Source organism: Stenotrophomonas sp. Ste96, assembly GCF_024519495.1.
In the GTDB taxonomy this organism is placed as follows: Bacteria; Pseudomonadota; Gammaproteobacteria; order Xanthomonadales; family Xanthomonadaceae; genus Stenotrophomonas; species Stenotrophomonas bentonitica_A.
This window is the reverse complement of record NZ_JALJRX010000005.1, coordinates 61,333-77,156: the sequence shown is the minus strand read 5'-3', so window position 1 is coordinate 77,156 and position 15,824 is coordinate 61,333. Positions and strand designations below refer to the sequence as shown.

At 68.1% G+C, this 15,824-nt stretch carries 17 protein-coding genes; 4 read left to right on the top strand and 13 right to left on the bottom strand.

The genetic code is table 11. From position 1 onward, the window contains the following. Positions 1-166: 166 nt before the first annotated feature. The 4 genes from OC373_RS13505 to OC373_RS13490 all read right to left on the bottom strand — a co-directional run bounded on the left by OC373_RS13505 (position 167) and on the right by OC373_RS13490 (position 4,783). Positions 167-1,477, bottom strand: a complete 1,311-nt coding sequence (locus OC373_RS13505) for an ABC transporter permease (RefSeq protein ID WP_261997852.1) — start codon at positions 1,475-1,477, stop codon at positions 167-169. A 10-nt stretch (positions 1,478-1,487) separates the two neighbouring features. Continuing rightward, a complete protein-coding gene (locus OC373_RS13500; RefSeq protein WP_046274366.1) occupies positions 1,488-2,648 on the bottom strand; it encodes an FtsX-like permease family protein in 1,161 nt (386 codons plus the stop codon). A gap of 14 nt (positions 2,649-2,662) precedes the next feature. Then, positions 2,663-3,352: an ABC transporter ATP-binding protein gene (locus OC373_RS13495; protein ID WP_019185536.1), complete on the bottom strand. Its 690-nt coding sequence runs from the start codon at positions 3,350-3,352 to the stop codon at positions 2,663-2,665. Between the two features lie 195 nt (positions 3,353-3,547). Next, complete coding sequence (locus OC373_RS13490) at positions 3,548-4,783, bottom strand: efflux RND transporter periplasmic adaptor subunit (protein WP_070426427.1); 1,236 nt, start codon at positions 4,781-4,783, stop codon at positions 3,548-3,550. Between the two features lie 205 nt (positions 4,784-4,988). Here OC373_RS13490 and OC373_RS13485 point away from each other — a divergent pair, with 205 nt between their 5' ends. The 4 genes from OC373_RS13485 to OC373_RS13470 are packed head-to-tail and all read left to right on the top strand — an operon-like array spanning position 4,989 to position 8,496. Next, the gene (locus tag OC373_RS13485; RefSeq protein ID WP_261997851.1) at positions 4,989-5,888 is read left to right on the top strand and encodes an ABC transporter ATP-binding protein; all 900 of its coding nucleotides are present in this window, start codon (positions 4,989-4,991) and stop codon (positions 5,886-5,888) included. Further along, entirely contained in the window at positions 5,885-6,655 is a 771-nt protein-coding gene (locus tag OC373_RS13480; RefSeq protein ID WP_261997850.1) for an ABC transporter permease, read from the top strand. Before OC373_RS13485 ends, OC373_RS13480 begins: the two co-directional genes overlap by 4 nt. Positions 6,656-6,661: 6 nt before the next feature. After that, a complete protein-coding gene (locus OC373_RS13475) occupies positions 6,662-7,897 on the top strand; it encodes a sensor histidine kinase (RefSeq protein ID WP_261997849.1) in 1,236 nt (411 codons plus the stop codon). Beyond that, a complete protein-coding gene (locus tag OC373_RS13470) occupies positions 7,894-8,496 on the top strand; it encodes a response regulator transcription factor (protein ID WP_046274363.1) in 603 nt (200 codons plus the stop codon). Before OC373_RS13475 ends, OC373_RS13470 begins: the two co-directional genes overlap by 4 nt. 121 nt (positions 8,497-8,617) lie before the next feature. Here the strand turns inward: OC373_RS13470 and OC373_RS13465 are convergent, their stop codons facing one another. From OC373_RS13465 to OC373_RS13425, 9 genes are all read right to left on the bottom strand, one after another. Further along, positions 8,618-9,184: a cytochrome b/b6 domain-containing protein gene (locus OC373_RS13465; protein ID WP_070426431.1), complete on the bottom strand. Its 567-nt coding sequence runs from the start codon at positions 9,182-9,184 to the stop codon at positions 8,618-8,620. Further along, the gene (locus OC373_RS13460; RefSeq protein WP_019185541.1) at positions 9,181-10,293 is read right to left on the bottom strand and encodes a catalase family peroxidase; all 1,113 of its coding nucleotides are present in this window, start codon (positions 10,291-10,293) and stop codon (positions 9,181-9,183) included. Before OC373_RS13460 ends, OC373_RS13465 begins: the two co-directional genes overlap by 4 nt. A 154-nt stretch (positions 10,294-10,447) precedes the next feature. After that, positions 10,448-11,818, bottom strand: a complete 1,371-nt coding sequence (locus OC373_RS13455) for a leucyl aminopeptidase family protein (protein WP_070426432.1) — start codon at positions 11,816-11,818, stop codon at positions 10,448-10,450. A gap of 28 nt (positions 11,819-11,846) precedes the next feature. Then, positions 11,847-12,557: an HAD family hydrolase gene (locus OC373_RS13450; protein ID WP_019185543.1), complete on the bottom strand. Its 711-nt coding sequence runs from the start codon at positions 12,555-12,557 to the stop codon at positions 11,847-11,849. Between the two features lie 64 nt (positions 12,558-12,621). After that, on the bottom strand, positions 12,622-13,098 hold the full coding sequence (locus OC373_RS13445; RefSeq protein WP_070426433.1) for a hypothetical protein: 477 nt from the start codon (positions 13,096-13,098) through the stop codon (positions 12,622-12,624). Between the two features lie 84 nt (positions 13,099-13,182). Continuing rightward, positions 13,183-14,274 (bottom strand): AI-2E family transporter, encoded by a 1,092-nt coding sequence (locus tag OC373_RS13440; protein ID WP_070426434.1) that lies wholly within the window; start codon positions 14,272-14,274, stop codon positions 13,183-13,185. A 136-nt stretch (positions 14,275-14,410) separates the two neighbouring features. Then, complete coding sequence (locus OC373_RS13435; RefSeq protein WP_070426435.1) at positions 14,411-14,884, bottom strand: protein sip-5; 474 nt, start codon at positions 14,882-14,884, stop codon at positions 14,411-14,413. Next, positions 14,881-15,381 (bottom strand): phage holin family protein, encoded by a 501-nt coding sequence (locus tag OC373_RS13430; protein ID WP_019185547.1) that lies wholly within the window; start codon positions 15,379-15,381, stop codon positions 14,881-14,883. Before OC373_RS13430 ends, OC373_RS13435 begins: the two co-directional genes overlap by 4 nt. Before the next feature lie 8 nt (positions 15,382-15,389). After that, a complete protein-coding gene (locus OC373_RS13425) occupies positions 15,390-15,755 on the bottom strand; it encodes a hypothetical protein (RefSeq protein WP_019185548.1) in 366 nt (121 codons plus the stop codon). Between the last annotated feature and the right edge of the window lie 69 nt (positions 15,756-15,824).

Here is a 15,824-nt window from a genome sequence, read left to right as displayed (position 1 = left end):
GCGCGTGCGACGTTCCTTTGCAGCGTGCGTACAGCTGCGCGCTGGAGAGCTAAACGTGCAGTGAACGTGCGCTGCAAAAAAAAGAACCGCACTCTTGCAAGTGCGGTTCCGGAGTTGCTATTTCGCGTGCGCGATCACGCGCACGCGCGTTGTTCAAACGTATCGCTCAGGTCTCGCGCAACGCCGTGGTGATCGGCAGTCGCGCCGCGCGCAGGGCCGGGAACAAGCCGCCCACCAGGCCAATGCCCAGCGCCCACTTCAAGCCTGTCCACAGCAGCTGCGGCGACACCTGGAACTGGAACACCACCTGGCTGAAATTGTTGCCCAGCGTGGAAACGGTGTAGTTGTTGAACACCAGCCATGCCACCAGACCGCCGAGCAGGCCGCCGAGCAGCGCCAGGAGCATCGTCTCCAGCATCACCGCGGTCACCACCGGCACGCCACGGAAACCGATCGCACGCATCGTCGCGATCTCTCGGGCACGCGTGGCCACCGCCGCATACATGGTGTTGAGCGCACCGAACACCGCACCGATCGCCATGATCGCGCCGATCACCGTGCCCAGGATGCTGATCAGCTTGCTCAGGCCACCGGACTGCTTGCGGTAGTAGTCACGGGTGGTCTCCACATCCAGCTTCAGGCGCGGGTCGGCCTCCATGGCCGCCTTGAACTGCTGGAAGCCCGCGGCCCCTTCGGTGCGTACGTTGACCGACTGGTAGGCACTGCGGTTGTAGGTGGTGGACAACGTCTGGGTGTCCGACCACAGCTCCGACTCGTGCACATCGTTGGAGGCGAACACGCCCACCACCGTCCACTCCTGCTTGCCCAGCTGCAGGGTCTTGCCGATCTCCAGGCCCTCGAACTGCGCCTGGGCGCCCTTGCCGACCACGATCTCGCGCAGGCCAGGATTGAACCTGCGGCCGGCGATGATGCGCACGTTGTCGCGCACCGCCCACGCCTGCTCGCCAACGCCGCGGAACTGCACGTTGGTATCGCTGTGGTCGCTGCGCGAGAGCAGGCTGATCACCTGCGACAGCTCGGCGGAGATCAGCCGCTTGCCATCGCTGCCGCGGGCCACGCCGGGCAGGTTCTCGATCAGTGGCACCTGGTCGCGCATGATCACCGAGTTGGTTTCGGCCTGTGAGCCGCCGCGCAGCACGATGGCTACGTCATCGCTGCCGCTGCGCTCCAGGGTGGCCTTGAAGCCATCGCCCATCGCCAGCATCGCCACCAGCACCCCGACCACGCCGGCGATGCCGACCACGATCACCGAGGAGGCACCCCAGCGCTGCGGCAGGCTGGCGATGCCGATCCGCGCCGCTGCCAGCGACAGACGGCCAGTACGGGTGAGCACCAGCCAGGCGGCCAGCAGCACGGCGATGGCCAGCACCATCCACCACGGCAGCACGATCCACACCACCAAGGCGACCAGCAGCGCCAGCACCGTCACGACGTTCCACATCCATTGCTTGTTCATGGTGGTCTCCTCAGCGCCCGGCCAGTGCATCGACGATCTTCAACCGCTGCGCGCGCAGTGCCGGCAGCAGGCCCACCACGATCCCGATCACTGCCATCAGGCACAGCGCCACCCCCCACGTCTGCGCCGGCACGCCGGGCAGGCTGATCATGCCCTGGCTGCTGGCGCTGATCACCGGCATCACGATCGAGGCCAGGCCCATGCCGATCAGCCCGCCGAGCACGATCAGCAGCACCGACTCCACCATCACCAGCACCAGCACGGTGCCATCCTTGAAGCCCAGCGTCTTGAGGATCGCCAGCTCCGGGATGCGCTCGCGCACCGCCTGGGCCATGGTGTTGCCGGTCAGCAGCACCAGGGTGAAGAACACCGCCGCCATGATGCCGGTGACGATCAGGCCGATATCGGCGAACTGCTTGGCGAAGGCCTGCGAGAACGAGGCCTCGGTCTGCGACTTGGTTTCGTGATCGGAATTCAGCGACAGCGCATCGATCGCCTGGGCGACGCGCGAGGCGTGTGCAGGGTTCTCCAACTGGACGGTATAGAAACTGACCTGGTTCTTGATGTAATCGTTGGATTCATCGAAGTAGCTCCAGTGCAGCATCAGCTGGTTTTCCGCACTGGCGTTGTTGCGGTCCTTGGCCCGGTAGATGCCGCTCAGCACCAGCGGCCAGTCGTTGCTGCCCTTGCGCGGGAAGATCGTGGCCTGCATCGGAATGGTATCGCCCACTTTCCAGCCGAAGCGCTTGGCCAGGGCTTCACCCACCAGCGCACCGGTCCGGGTGTTCTTGAACGCCTCGGCCTGCTCGGGCGGCAGCTCGAACTCGGGGTACAGGTCCATGTAGTTGTCCGAGACGGAGAAACTCGGGAAAAAGTTCTTCTGGTCCTGGTAGATGCCGCCGAACCACATCGCGTAGTTGACCTTGCGCACGCCCGGGGTGGCTTCGATATCGCGCAGCAGCCGCAACGGCAGGCTCTGGGTGATCGACAGCTTGGAGGAGACCACCAGCCGCTTGGCACCTTCGATGGTGTCACCGCCGGAGTTGAAGGCCACCCGCACCGAATCGAGCATGCCGAACAGCAGGAAGGCCGCCACCACCGACAACAGCGTCAGCAGGGTGCGGGTCTTGCTGCGGAACAGCTGTGCCCAGACCAGCGAAAAATATTTCATCGCCGCATCCTCCGTCAGTGGGCCGCTGGCGCGCCGGCCAGTTCGCCCTTGTCCAGGTGCACCGTATGGGTGGCGTACTCGGCGGCCTTGGGATCATGGGTGACCATGATGATGGTCTTGCCGTGTTCGCGGTTGAGCTGCTGCAGCAGCCCCAGGATTTCCTCGGCGGACTGGCGGTCCAGGTCGCCGGTGGGCTCATCGCAGATCAGGAAGGTGGGGTCGGAGACGATCGCACGGGCGATCGCCACGCGCTGCTGCTGGCCACCGGACAGTTCGTTCGGGCGGTGGCTGCGGCGGTCGGCCAGGCCGACCAGGGTCAGCGCGATCTCGGCATTGCGCTTGCGTTGTGCGGCGCCCAGGTGGGTGAGCAGCAGCGGCAGCTCCACGTTCTTCTGCGCGGTCAGCATCGGCATCAGGTTGTAGAACTGGAACACGAAGCCGACGTGGTGGCTGCGCCAGGTGGAGAGCTGGCCGCCGCTCATGCGGTCGATGCGCTCGCCTTCGATCTCGATCTCACCGCCGGTGGGCGTGTCCAAGCCCCCGATCAGATTGAGCAGCGTGGTCTTGCCCGAGCCGGACGGGCCCATCAGCGCGACGAAATCGCCGGACTGGATGTCCAGGTCGATACCGTGCAGCACCTGCACTTTCTCGGGGCCGCGCTGGTAGGTCTTGGTGATGTTGCGGAGCGAAACCAGGGTGGACATGGGTGGTTCTCCGTGGATCGGTTGGAAAAACGTACGGCGCGTCAGGGCGAAGGCTTCCGGACGCCAGGGGGACGGGCAGCGCTCACCGTGCGCGCCGGGACGGCACGAGGAAATCGCACTTGCCGCGAGCGTGAGCGGCTCGCGTACCGCGTGGGCGCAGGCCGGTGGCGCATTGGCCACCGAGCCCGTTGTCTGTCAGGGGGTTTCGGTGACCTTGCTGCCATCGTGCAGCTCGGCCGGTGGGGTGGTCACCACGACCTCGCCGGCCTTCAGGCCCTGGGTGACCTGGCGGTCGTTGTTGAGCGTGGTACCCACGGTGATCGCGCGCTGTTCCACCCGGGCATCGTCCTTGACCACAAAGGCGACGGTCTTCTGCCCGCGCTCCACGATCGCCGAGGCCGGCACGCGCACGCCCTGCGGCCTGGCGGCTTCGGCGGGGCGGGCGCCTTCCAGGAAGCTGACCCGCACGCCCATCTCGGGAACGATGCGCGGGTCCTTGGCCTTCAGCGCCACGCGCACTTTCACGGTGGCCTTGCCGCGGTCGGCAGTGGGAATGATCGCGATCACCTCGGCCGGAATTTTCCAGTCCGGGTAGGCATTGAGGGTGGCTTCGACCGGCATCTTCGGCTGCACCCGGCCGATGAAGGATTCGCCGACCTCGACTTCGATCTCCAGCGAATCCATGTCCACGATGGTGCCGATGCCGGTCCGGGTAAACCCGCCGCCGGCCGACAGCGGCGAAACGATCTCACCCGGCTGTGCGGCCTTGGCGGTAACCACGCCGGAGAACGGCGCGCGCACGATGTTGTTGTCTACGCCCAGATCGGCGATCGCCAGTGAATCGCTGGCCACGGTGGTGTTGCGCTGGGCAGTCTTGAGCTGGGCGCGCAGGGTGTCGCGCTGGGCGATGGCCAGGTCGTACTGGGAACGCGAGACCAGTTGCTGGCCGACCAGTGCCTGCAGGCGCCCGGCCTCGGCATCGGCCTGGGCCACCTGCGCCTGCAGACCGGCCAGTTGGCTGCGTGCGGCCTCGAGCTGCGAGGCCGACAGGCTGCGCTGGGCGTTGGCATCGATCGGGTCGAGCGTGGCCATCACCTGGCCTTCTTCCACGCGCATGCCTTCCTCGATCATCACCTCGCGGACCTTGCCGGTGATCTTGGCCGAGACCGTGGCCATGCGCCGGGCGACCACATAGCCGCTGGCGTCGAGCACCGAGCTGCTGGCACCGCCCTGCTGGATCGCCACGACGGGCGCGGTGGTCACGGCGATGGGGCGCTCGCGGCCGAACACGAACCAGGCCAGGCCGGCGAGCAGGATGAGAAGGACGACCGCCAGCGCGATCCAGCGGCCACGTCGCGGCGGCGACGGCGGCGGCGAACCGGCCTTGCGGTCGATACGGAGTTCCTTGAGCAGTTCAGCGGATGCGTTCATCGTGAGTCTGGACGGGGAATCGGGCCGAGTGTGACCGCATCGGCGGCCGAGGGGCAAACCGGCACGGTGGCCGGGTGGCGGACAGCATGCCCGGCGGCCTGGCGCGGCGGCAGTGACAGCTGTCACCTGCATGGGCTGACGACGGCCACTGGGGCCGGGCGGGTCGGGCAGCAGACGCTATGGGTGTCCTCCGCGGGAGTCCGCCATGTCCATTTCCGCCGCCTCACCCCTGGCCCGCCTGCACGACGCCCAGGTTCACTACGGCAGCGTCGCCGCCCTGCAGGACGTGAGCTTCTCGTTGCACCGCGGCGAAGTACTGGCCCTGCTCGGTCGCAATGGCGCCGGTAAGAGCACCGCCATTTCGCTACTGCTGGGCCTGCGCCGCGCCGATGCGGGTCGGGTCGAACTGCTCGGCGGCGACCCGCAGGACCGCGGCTGTCGTGGCGGCATCGGGGTGATGCTGCAGGCCACCGCGTTACCACCGGTGCTGCAGGTGCATGAACTGATCGATCTGGCGCGCACCTGCTATGTAGATCCGCGCTCACTGGAGGATTGCCTCGCATTGGCTGGGCTGAGTGACCTGGCCCGTCGCCGCTATGGTCAGCTGTCCGGTGGTCAACAGCGCCGCGTGCAGTTCGCCATCGCGATCTGCGGCCGGCCGCAGCTGCTGTTCCTCGATGAGCCGACCACTGGCCTGGACATCCAGGCGCGGCAGCAGCTATGGCAGGCGATCCGGCAGCTGGCGGCCGAGGGCTGCGGTGTGCTGCTGACCACGCATTATCTGGAAGAAGCCGAGGCGCTGGCCCAGCGCGTGGTGGTGATCGAACAGGGCCGGGTGCTGGCCGATGGTCCGCTGGCGCAGTTCCGCCAGCAACTGGCACCGCGTCGCATCCGCTGCCGCAGCACGCTTGAGGTGGACGCGCTGAAGACCTGGCCGGGCGTGCGCGAGGTGGTCCGCGACGGCCTGCGCCTGCAACTGCTGGCCGAGCCGGCAGAGCCGGTGGTGGCGCGCCTGCTCGCCGAAGATCCGCAGCTGCACGAACTGGAAGTGCATGGCGGCGGGCTGGCCGACGCCTTCGTCGAACTGACCCGGGAGGTCGCATGAACACCGTGATGGATTCCGTCGCCGCTGTGCCTGCCCGCGCGCCGGCCTGGCCGATCTACCGTGCCGAGCTACGCTGCGAACTGCGCCGTGCCTGGCGCTATCCAGGCTTCGTGCTGCCGTCGCTGCTGTTCCCGGTGTTGTTCTATTCGCTGTTCGGCGTGCTGCTCGGCCGCGGCCAGGCCTCGATCTATCTGCTGGCCACGTACTGCGTGTTCGGTGCGATGGCGCCGGCGCTGTTCGGCTTCGGGGTGCAGCTGGCGTTGGACCGCGAAGGGGGCCTGCTCATGCTCAAACGCGCGCTGCCGATGCCGCCAATGGCACCCTTGCTCGCGCGTCTTCTGATGGCGCTCCTGTTTGCAGTAGTGGTGGCCTCACTGCTGATCACGGTGGCGATCGTTGCGGGCGTGGTGGTTACACCCGGGGCGGTGTTCCATCTGCTGGCGGTGGCGGCGTTCGCCGCGCTGCCGCTGGGCGCGATCGGCCTGCTGATCGGCAGCCACGTCAGTGCCAGTGCCGCTCCGGCCGTCGTCAACCTGGTGTATCTGCCGTTGGCCCTGCTGTCCGGGCTGTGGTTGCCGCTGTCGATGCTGCCATCGCTGTTCACCACGCTGGCACCGCTGTGGCCGACCTGGCATCTGGCCCAGCTGGCGCTTCCTGCGGTCGGCCAGCCGGCACAGGGCAGCACGTGGGTGCACGTGGCCGTGCTGCTCGGCATCACCGTGGTGGCCCTTGGGCTGGCCCGGCGCCGCCTGCGGCGCATCGGCTGAAGTGGCATGATCGCGCCTGATCGCCCTGCTTTGGAAACGTCCGTGCCCTCCAGTCGGTTCGCCTCCTTGTTGCGCCCCGCGCCGGACTCGGCCGTGGCCGAGAACATACGGCGCGGCAAATCGCCGTGGGTCGATGCGATCCACCTGCTGTGGACGCTGTGGGTGTTCCTGACGCCGTTGTTCGGCGGCGGCTACACCTGGCGCTGGGCGGCGCTGACCCTGCTGACCTACCCGGTGTTCCTCGTGCTGTACGCCGGGGTGCTGCTGGCGCCGCGCTGCCACGCGCCGCGCTACGCGCTGTCGATGGTGGTGCTGGGGCTGGTGCCGCTGGCGTGGTACCCCTCGGCGGTGAGCTACTTCGTTTTCGGCTGCGTCACCCTGCGCGTCTCGCGCCGCAGCGGCTATGGGCGCTATCTGCTGCAACTGGCCGGGTTGAACGCGCTGTTCGTGGTGGTGGGCTTGCTGGCCCACTACCCGTGGCAGGCGCTGATCTGGATCCCGAGCATGGCGATGATCATCAGCCTGGTGGTCAACTTCGAGACCGCCAGCCATGAACAGGATGCGGCGCTGCAGCTGTCGCAGGACGAAGTGCGTCGGCTCGCCGCGACCGCCGAGCGCGAGCGTATCGGTCGCGATCTGCACGACCTGCTGGGGCATACGCTGTCCTTGATCACCTTGAAGCTGGAGCTTTCGCGCAAGTTGTTCGAGCGCGATCCGGATGGCTCGCGCCGCGAAGTGGCCGAAGCCGAAACGATCGCGCGCCAGGCGTTGGCCGAAGTGCGCAGTGCAGTCACCGGGATCCGCGCCAGTGATCTGGCCGCCGAGCTGGCCTCGGCCCGGTTGCTGCTGGAGTACCAGCACGTGCATCTGCACTACGCGCCACCGCCACCGATGCCCGTCGATATCGAGCGTGCGCTGTCACTGGTGCTGCGCGAAGCGGTGACCAACGTCGCCCGCCACGCGCAGGCGCGGCAGGCGTGGATCACCTTCGAGCAGGATGGGCGCACTTTGTCGATGCAGATCCGCGATGACGGGCGTGGCGGTGCCCACGTGGATGGCAACGGCCTGACCGGCATGCGCGAACGGGTCGCTGCCCTGCGTGGCACGCTGGTGCTGCACGCGGTGAAGGGCGAGGGGACGTCCGTAACGGTCCGCGTGACCTTGCCGGCCGCGACCACGGCGGTGGTGGCGCCTGTGGCGGTGCCGACCGCGCCGTCGCTGCCGGCCCGGGGCGCATCATGATCCGCATCGTGCTGGCTGAAGACCAGGCGATGGTACGCGGCGCGCTGTCGGCGCTGCTCGGGCTGGAGCCGGACATCGAGGTGCTGGGCAGTGCCGCAGATGGCGAGGCCGCATGGCGGATGCTGCAGCAGCTCAAGCCGGACATCCTGGTCACCGATATCGAAATGCCCGGTTTGTCCGGGCTGGAACTGGCGCAGCGGATCGCCCGCCAGGGCCTGCCGATCAAGGTGGTGATCGTGACCACCTTCGCGCGTTCGGGCTTCCTGCGCCGCGCACTGGATGCCGGCGTCTGTGGTTACCTGCTCAAGGATGCACCGGCCGAACGCCTGGCCGATGCACTGCGCCAGGTGCAGCACGGCGGCCGCGCGATCGACCCGCAGTTGGCGCTGGATGCATGGTCGCAGGCCGACCCGCTCAACGATCGCGAGCGCCAGGTGCTGCGCCTGTCCGGCGACGGCCGCTCGGCCAGCGAGATCGCCACGCAGCTGGGGCTGTCGCACGGCACCGTGCGCAACTACCTGTCCGAGTGCATCGGCAAGCTTGGCGTGGCCAACCGCATCGAAGCCTACCGGCTGGCGCGGCAGAAAGGCTGGTTGTAGTGCCGGCCGCTGGCCGGCTCCCGTTATTGTCGATCGTGAGGATGCAGAGCCGGCCAGCGGCCGGCACTACCGCGGTGCCGGAGATCCATGCGGTCCGATACCACCGGCCAACGGTCGGTGGTTACCGCGGATCCGTGTCGGTGGGGGAAGTGCCCCCCGGGCCCTTTGCCATCGCCTGGAACACGCCATCGCGGCGCACCCACAGGTGGAACAGCGCGGCCGACAGATGCATCACCACCGTGGCGAACAGCACATAGGCGAGCAGGCTGTGTGCATTGCGCAACGCGGCATACAGCGCCGGGTTGTGCGGCAGGACCGCCGGCAGATGCACGCCGCCGCCCATCACGATCGGGTAGCCACCGGCCGAAAGCATGCCCCAACCGATCAGCGGCATCGCCAGCATCAGCCCGTACAGCACCCAATGCGATGCATGCGCGGCGGCTGCCTGCCACGCGGGCAGGTCGGCCGGCAGCGGTGGCGGCCGATGGCGCAGGCGGTTGTACAGCCGCACCACGACCAGCAGCAGGATCGCGATGCCCAGCGGTCGATGCAGATCGATCAGCACCGGCCGCCAGTGCAGCGAGGCAACCATGGTCACGCCCACGAACAGCATCGCCAGGATCATCGCCGCCATCAGCCAGTGCAGGACGCGGGCGAGGAGATTGAAATGGCCGGCATCACGGTTCATCGCGCACCCTCCTTGCCCGTGGCGGCGGGCGCTTTGCCGCTGGCGATTTCGCGCTCGCGGCGGTTGAACGATTGCGAGTACACCGCCGAGCGTGCGGCCAGGATCGGATCATCGGTGCCGGCCACGCCGCTGGGCAGGATCAGCGGATCGTAGTTCAGATCGCGGCAGGCGCCGGTGGCCTGCGGTTGCATGCTGCTCAGGGTCAGCGTGCCGGCCTTCACCTGGCGACGGTCCTCCGGCCAGACCTGCGAGGGGTCGTTGATCGGATCGCCGTCGTTGGCGATGGTCACCCACATGTCCCAGCGCACGGGGCCCTGCGCCAGCCGCCGGGCGAACTCCTCGCTGAGGAAATCGTCGTCGGACTGCGCGCGCTGTTCCGGGGTCATGTCCTCGAAGGGCGCCTGCGGCCGCATGCTCCAGCGCACGAAGCGGTGGCTGCCATCGGCGGCGGTGAAGCGGAAACTGTTGACGCCGTTGTAAGCGGTGTTGGCCCAGCTGTTCGACCAGGGGGCGGTCTTGGCCCACTGCTGGAAGGCACGCGCGGACGGGTACTTCTCCAGCACGGCGGCCATCTTCGCCGGGTCCGGTTTGCCGGTGGCCGGGTCCGGGATGCCGGCGCGGGTCTGTTCCAGGAAGGCCTCGGCGGTGGGCACCGCGAAGAACGGGAAACTGTTCATCGCCATGCGCCATTCCTGGCCGTCATCGCTGACCAGCTGCAGCGCCATGCTGCGCACGCGGGCCTTGTTGTCGGCGCCATGCGGGTCGCCGCCGCCGATCGAGAGGCGGCCCAGTACCGGCACCTGGCGCTGCCGGAACACGCGTGCCGAACTCAGCGCTGCCCCTTCGGGCGTACCCTGGAAGACACCGCTGACGCACACGCCCTTGGTGTGCGCACGGCGGAAGCCGGGCTGCGGCGGACCGGTCGCCTCGATGGCATCGGTGAAGGTCTGTGCGGTGACGCGGTCGCGGCCGATCCAGCCAGCCAGCCAGGCAAAGGCCAGCACCAGGCCGCCGGCGATCAGGGCGATCAGCGCGATCCACAGCAGCGGTGAGGGAGGGCGTGGGCCGCCCGGTTCGCGACCAGCGCGGGTGTAGCCGAAGAGCGACATGTCCGGATTCCTGCCTTCACGATGCGTGTGGGGGGGCGACAGGGGCATGGTGTCAGAACGCGGCGCAGGCCGATATTCACATTTTCGACAACTGTTGAAAACAACGATCCCCGCCGGAGCGGGGATCGTCGGGTTCAGCCGCTGGTGCGCTGCCTCAGACGGCGTAGCGCGTCTTCAGCATCGCCCAGGCCGAACGCAGCGCCAGCGCTTCGCCACCGGCCGGACGGCCCGGGCGTTCGCCGTCGTTCCAGGCGTACACATCCAGGTGCGCCCAGGTCTGGCCGTCGGCGATGAAACGTTCCAGGTACAGCGCGGCCGTGACCGAGCCGGCCATGCGCGAGCCGGCGTTGGCCAGGTCGGCGATGTTGCTGTGCAGGTAGCGCAGGTACGGGCGCCACAGCGGCATGCGCCAGACCGGATCGCGCACCGATTCACCGGCCTGCAGCCACTGCTGGGCAAGAGTGTCGTCGTTGCTGAACAATGCCGGCAGATCCGGACCGAGCGCGATGCGGGCCGCGCCGGTCAGGGTGGCGAAATCGAGCACGATCTCCGGCTGCTGCTCGCTGGCGTAGGTCAACGCGTCGGCCAGGATCACGCGCCCTTCGGCATCGGTGTTGTCGATCTCGATGCTCAGGCCCTTGCGGGTGGCGATCACCTCGCCCGGGCGGAACGCATCCGGACCGATCGCGTTTTCCACCGCCGGGATCAGCAGGGTCACCTGCACCGGCAGCTGCTGGGCCATGATCAGCCCGGCCAGGCCCAGCGCGTGCGCGGCGCCGCCCATGTCCTTCTTCATGTTGCGCATGCCATCGCCCGGCTTGATGTCCAGCCCGCCGGTGTCAAAGCACACGCCCTTGCCGACCAGCGCAACGTGCGGCTGCCCTGCATTGCCCCAGCGCAGCACGATCAGGCGCGGGGCCCGGTGCGAGGCGCGGCCCACGGCATGGATGGAGGGGAAGTTCTGCTCGAGCAGGGCATCGCCGGTGATCACCTCGATCTGCGCACCGTGGGCGGTGGCCAGTTCACGGGCGGCGTCTTCGAGCTGCTGCGGGCCCATGTCCTCGGTCGGGGTGTTGACCCAGTCGCGCACGCGCAGGCTGGCGGTGATCACATCGCGCACTTCGGCCGAAGGCGTGGCCGCCAGCTGGGCCGGCGCGCGGTTGGGCGTGCGGTAGCGCGCGAAACGGTAGCTGCCCAGCCCCCAGCCAAGCTGCAGCAGGGTCTCGATCTCCGGCGCCAGCGCGTCGGCCAGTGTCCACACGGTGCCTTCCGGCAGCGCGAACGGTGCATGCGCGTAGCTGTAGACATCGCCCGGGTCGCCGACACCGACGATCGCGCCGGCCAGGCCGTGCTCGCCGGGCAGCAGCACCACGCTGCCACCGCTGCCGTTGAAGCGCTGCGCGTCCAGCCACGCGCCGAGCGCGTCGGACTGTTGCGCACGCCAGCCGGCGTACTGCTCGCGGGTCATCACATGCAGCGGCAGCGCATGCGAGGTATCGGACGTGAAACCGTTGATCTGGGACATGGGATTCGAAGGCTCCTTGGGCGGCCGCTCAGGCATGCGGGACGGATGCGTTCGCATCCAGCCAGTCGGCCAGCCCGGTCAGGGTGTCGAACTGCAGATCGGGCTGCAGTGAAGGATGAGTCCAGGTGTGCTCGACGCGGTTGATCCAGCAGCCGCGCAGGCCCGCCTGCATCGCACCGACCACGTCCATCTCGGCGTGGTCGCCGACGTGCAGCACGTGGGCGGGGGCGACCCCCAGGCGCTCGCAGGCGGCGTGGAAGATGCTGGCGGCCGGCTTGGCCGCGCCGTGCTCGCGCGAGCCGAGCTGGAAGGTGAAGTGGTGCGATACGCCGATCCGCTGCAGGTCGGCATTGCCGTTGCTGAGGGCGGCCACCGGCACGCGCGCGGCGATCCGGGCCAGCGCGTCCATGGCATCAGGATAGAACTCCACCTGGTTGCGCGCGGCATAGAACGCTTCATAGGCCGGTTCCAGCAGGGCCGGGTCGGCGCCGCTTTTCTCCAGCGCCTCGCTCAGCGTCAACCGGCGCAGCGCGCTCAGGTCGTAGTGCAGATGCGGGTTGTCATGGAAGGAGCGCTCGCGCAGTTCGCGCATCGCCGCCACCGGGTACATCGCGGCGGTGGCGGGGCTGTGCTGGAGCATCCACTCGTACAACACCTGGTCGATGCGGGCGCCGATGGGGGCGAACGGCCACAAGGTGTCGTCGAGGTCGAGGGTGATGGCTTGGACGGGAAAATTCACCCCGCCATTCTACGCCTGCGCGCGCGGGCTTTCATCGCGCGCGCAGGGAGTGCAGGGCTGTGCTTCAGCGCAGGTCGTAGGAACAGCTGATGGATGCCTGCCCGTCCTGCTGCCGCACGTTCAGGTCATGTCGACCCACCTCCAGGGTGTAGTCGCCAGCTACGCTGTCGCGCATCTTCGCCAGCGCGGCGATCTGCTCGACGGTGGCCGTGCTGAAGTAGGCGGTGTAGCTGTCAACGCCGTCCTCGCCGCTGGCGCCGTCGTACAGGTACAGGCGGTTCACCGGCTGGCCCAGCACAAGCAGCGGCGTGGTCAGCGCATACTCGCCATCGGACAGCTCGCCGTACGCCTGCAGCTCGGTCGGCTTGAGCACCTTCGCCAAGGCAGCGAACTGCGCGGGCGTCAGGTGGCGCTGGCAGGTGACCGCCTCGACCAGCTGGCGGCTGGCAACCTCGGCGCTGGGCGGGGTTGCGGCGAACGTCGGTGTGGTGAGGGTGACAAGGCCGGCGAGGGCAAGACAACGGACAGCGAGAGAAGACATCAGGGCCAGGATCCATCCAGAAAAGTGCGGGTAGTCTGGCAGCATCGGAGATTGCGCGGCCAGCCTGTCCCGGGCCTGACAGGCTTACTCCAGCAGCCGCGCCCAGCCCTGCGTGCCGTCCAATCGTGCCAGTACCAGCTTGATGCAGACCAGCAACGGCACCGCCAGCAGCAGGCCGACCATGCCCCACAGCCAGCCGAACACCATCAGGGCCAGGATCAGGATCAGCGGCGAGATCGCCATCCGGCGGCCGAGCACGATCGGCGTCACCACCTGCCCTTCCACCGTATGCAGGGCGAGATAGCAGGCCGCCGGCAGCAGCGCCTTGAACGGATCGCTGAACTCCACAAAGCCCATCAGCAACATCAGTGCCACGCCGATCAGCGGCCCCACATAGGGCGCGAAGTTCAGCAGGGCGGCCACGGTGCCCCAGAGCAGCGCCTCCTGCAGCGAGATGCCGAGCAGCAACAGGATGCCGGAGAAGACCAGGCCGACCAGCGTGTTGATCACCGTGATGGTCAGGACATACCGGGAGACCTCGCGCTCGATCGAGCGCAGGATGTCGGCGGTGAACCGTTGCTGCTGGCGGCTGGGGAACAGGGCGATGGCGTGCTTCTGCAGGCTCTGCCCGTAGATCATGAAGAACAGGGTCAGCAGCACCACCGCCAGCACCGAGGCAGCCAGGCGTGGTGCGCGGGTCAGCACCTTGTAGGGATCATCGAGCTGGGTGCGCACGATCTGCACCCGGCGGCTGCCTTCGCCCCCGGCCACGCGCGCGAAGTTCTCCGCGGCCTGGTTGGCCTGCTGCACCGGCTTGGTCAGGTTCTGCACCTGGCGGGCGACCTTGCGCAGCTGCTGCGGTGCTTCCTGGGCCCATTCCATCGCCGGGCCGACCAGCTGCACGCCGAGCGCGGCGGCACCGCTCAGGCCGACGCCGAGCACCAGCACCGCGCCGAGGAACCGGGGAATCCAGATCTTCTGCAGCACCCGCAGGATCGGGTTGCCGACCAGCGCGAAGAACATCGCCAGCAGGATCGGCAGCACCACGTCCTGTGCCGCCCATAAGGTGAAGGCGACGGCCAGGGTGGCCAGGATCACCAGCGACATCGGGGCGCGCGGGCGCGGCGCGGGCGGTGCGACGACGGCTTCGGCAGAAGGGGGAACCGGGACGCTCATTCGGGTCGCACACGGGAAAGGAGCGCCATTATTGGGCAAGCCGGGTGCGCGTGGCGTGTGGGGTGCGTGCAGACGAAGAAAGGCCCCGCGGCAGCTGCCGCAGGGCCTTCGGAAGATGCTGCCGACCGTGGTGGGATCAGCGTTCGGACAGATCCGTGGCTGCTTCAGCCGGTTGCGGCTGGGACGGCGAGGCCGGATCAACCCGCCGTTCCGGCCCGAGCCGTGGCGCTGCCGGTGCCGGTGCCGGTGCCGCCTGACGCGGGGCCTGATCGGCCGCGTCATCCACCTTGTCTGCCGCCTGCTCGGCGGTATCGGCCGCTTCGCTGGCCTGCATCGAGGCGAACGCGGCCTGGGTGCTGGCGACCAGATTGGAGACCGAGCCGATCATCTGCAGCCATCGCGCGCCCTGCACTTTCGCACCGAGACCGGTGGGCTCCAGCTTGCCGGCCAGGAAGCCGCCGGCGAGACCGACGGTGATGATCCGCAACGGCGTCCATCCGGCCCGCCAGACGCTGCTGAGGGTGAACCAGCTGCTGCGGGTTTTTTCGACCCGCACCGCCACCACCAGCTCGGCGCGCTGGACACGTTGCCGCAACGCTTCGAAATTCATCGCTTCACCCCCGTGGTATCCACGTCGGCATCGGGATCTTCATCGCTGGGTTCGTCATACAGACCCAGCCGCGACAACTGGCGACGCGTGGCATGCATGCCGGTATGGCGGAAGAAGAACGACACCCGCCACATCGCGTAGCCGGTGACCAGCAGGCTGACGATCGACGTGATCAGCAGCGAATGGAACCAGGACAGGCCCCAGCGCTGCATCAGGGCGATCAGCGTACCGGCCAGCAACAACCAGGCCGATGCACCGAACACGATCGCCACGCCGGCCCAGGCCAGTGCCCGGCCGAACGCGCTGCGCGCCAGTGCGAAATCGGCCGAAGCCAACCGTCGCAGGGAGCGCAGCGTGTGCTTGGCCGAATCGACTGTCTCACGGCCGGCCTCACCGACCTGGCGGATGCTCTCGTCCAGGCGTGGTGCTTTTTCACCGCTGTCCGGTGGCGGGGTATCCGCGCCACCGGGAGCGGTCGACTGGGCTTGATCGCTCACGCCGCTGCTTACTTGTCGCCGCCGCTACGGGCCAGCTTGGCGATGATCCAGCCGGCCGCGAAGGCGACGCCGAAGGAGGCCAGCGGGCGCTCGCGGATCAGTTCAGCGGCGCTGTCGACCAGGTCCTTGCCCTTGTCCATCAGTGCATCGACCTGTTCCTTGGCGGCGGCACCACCGAATTCGGCAGCGGCCAGGCCGGACAGCGCGGTATCGGACAGCTCGGCCTTGACGTTGGCCTTGCCGATGCGCAGCTCGTCACCGGCAGCACCGGTCGCGCCCTTGATGGCACCGCCGGCAGCGGTGGCGGCCGACTTCAGGTGCGAGCCGGCTTCGCCCAGGTGTTCCTTCAGGTTCTCGGTATTGGTGGGGCTCATCGTGTTTCTCCTGCTATGCGATGGGGAAGGTGACCGCGGACGATCCGACGGCAACGAACACAAGGTAAT

Bases quoted from the DNA above. Each gene is read 5' to 3' on its own strand.
- OC373_RS13505 (WP_261997852.1), bottom strand. From the start codon at position 1,477: ATGAACAAGCAATGGATGTGGAACGTCGTGACGGTGCTGGCGCTGCTG.
- OC373_RS13500 (WP_046274366.1), bottom strand. From the start codon at position 2,648: ATGAAATATTTTTCGCTGGTCTGGGCACAGCTGTTCCGCAGCAAGACC.
- OC373_RS13495 (WP_019185536.1), bottom strand. From the start codon at position 3,352: ATGTCCACCCTGGTTTCGCTCCGCAACATCACCAAGACCTACCAGCGC.
- OC373_RS13490 (WP_070426427.1), bottom strand. From the start codon at position 4,783: ATGAACGCATCCGCTGAACTGCTCAAGGAACTCCGTATCGACCGCAAG.
- OC373_RS13485 (WP_261997851.1), top strand. From the start codon at position 4,989: ATGTCCATTTCCGCCGCCTCACCCCTGGCCCGCCTGCACGACGCCCAG.
- OC373_RS13480 (WP_261997850.1), top strand. From the start codon at position 5,885: ATGAACACCGTGATGGATTCCGTCGCCGCTGTGCCTGCCCGCGCGCCG.
- OC373_RS13475 (WP_261997849.1), top strand. From the start codon at position 6,662: ATGATCGCGCCTGATCGCCCTGCTTTGGAAACGTCCGTGCCCTCCAGT.
- OC373_RS13470 (WP_046274363.1), top strand. From the start codon at position 7,894: ATGATCCGCATCGTGCTGGCTGAAGACCAGGCGATGGTACGCGGCGCG.
- OC373_RS13465 (WP_070426431.1), bottom strand. From the start codon at position 9,184: ATGAACCGTGATGCCGGCCATTTCAATCTCCTCGCCCGCGTCCTGCAC.
- OC373_RS13460 (WP_019185541.1), bottom strand. From the start codon at position 10,293: ATGTCGCTCTTCGGCTACACCCGCGCTGGTCGCGAACCGGGCGGCCCA.
- OC373_RS13455 (WP_070426432.1), bottom strand. From the start codon at position 11,818: ATGTCCCAGATCAACGGTTTCACGTCCGATACCTCGCATGCGCTGCCG.
- OC373_RS13445 (WP_070426433.1), bottom strand. From the start codon at position 13,098: ATGTCTTCTCTCGCTGTCCGTTGTCTTGCCCTCGCCGGCCTTGTCACC.
- OC373_RS13440 (WP_070426434.1), bottom strand. From the start codon at position 14,274: ATGAGCGTCCCGGTTCCCCCTTCTGCCGAAGCCGTCGTCGCACCGCCC.
- OC373_RS13435 (WP_070426435.1), bottom strand. From the start codon at position 14,884: ATGAATTTCGAAGCGTTGCGGCAACGTGTCCAGCGCGCCGAGCTGGTG.
- OC373_RS13425 (WP_019185548.1), bottom strand. From the start codon at position 15,755: ATGAGCCCCACCAATACCGAGAACCTGAAGGAACACCTGGGCGAAGCC.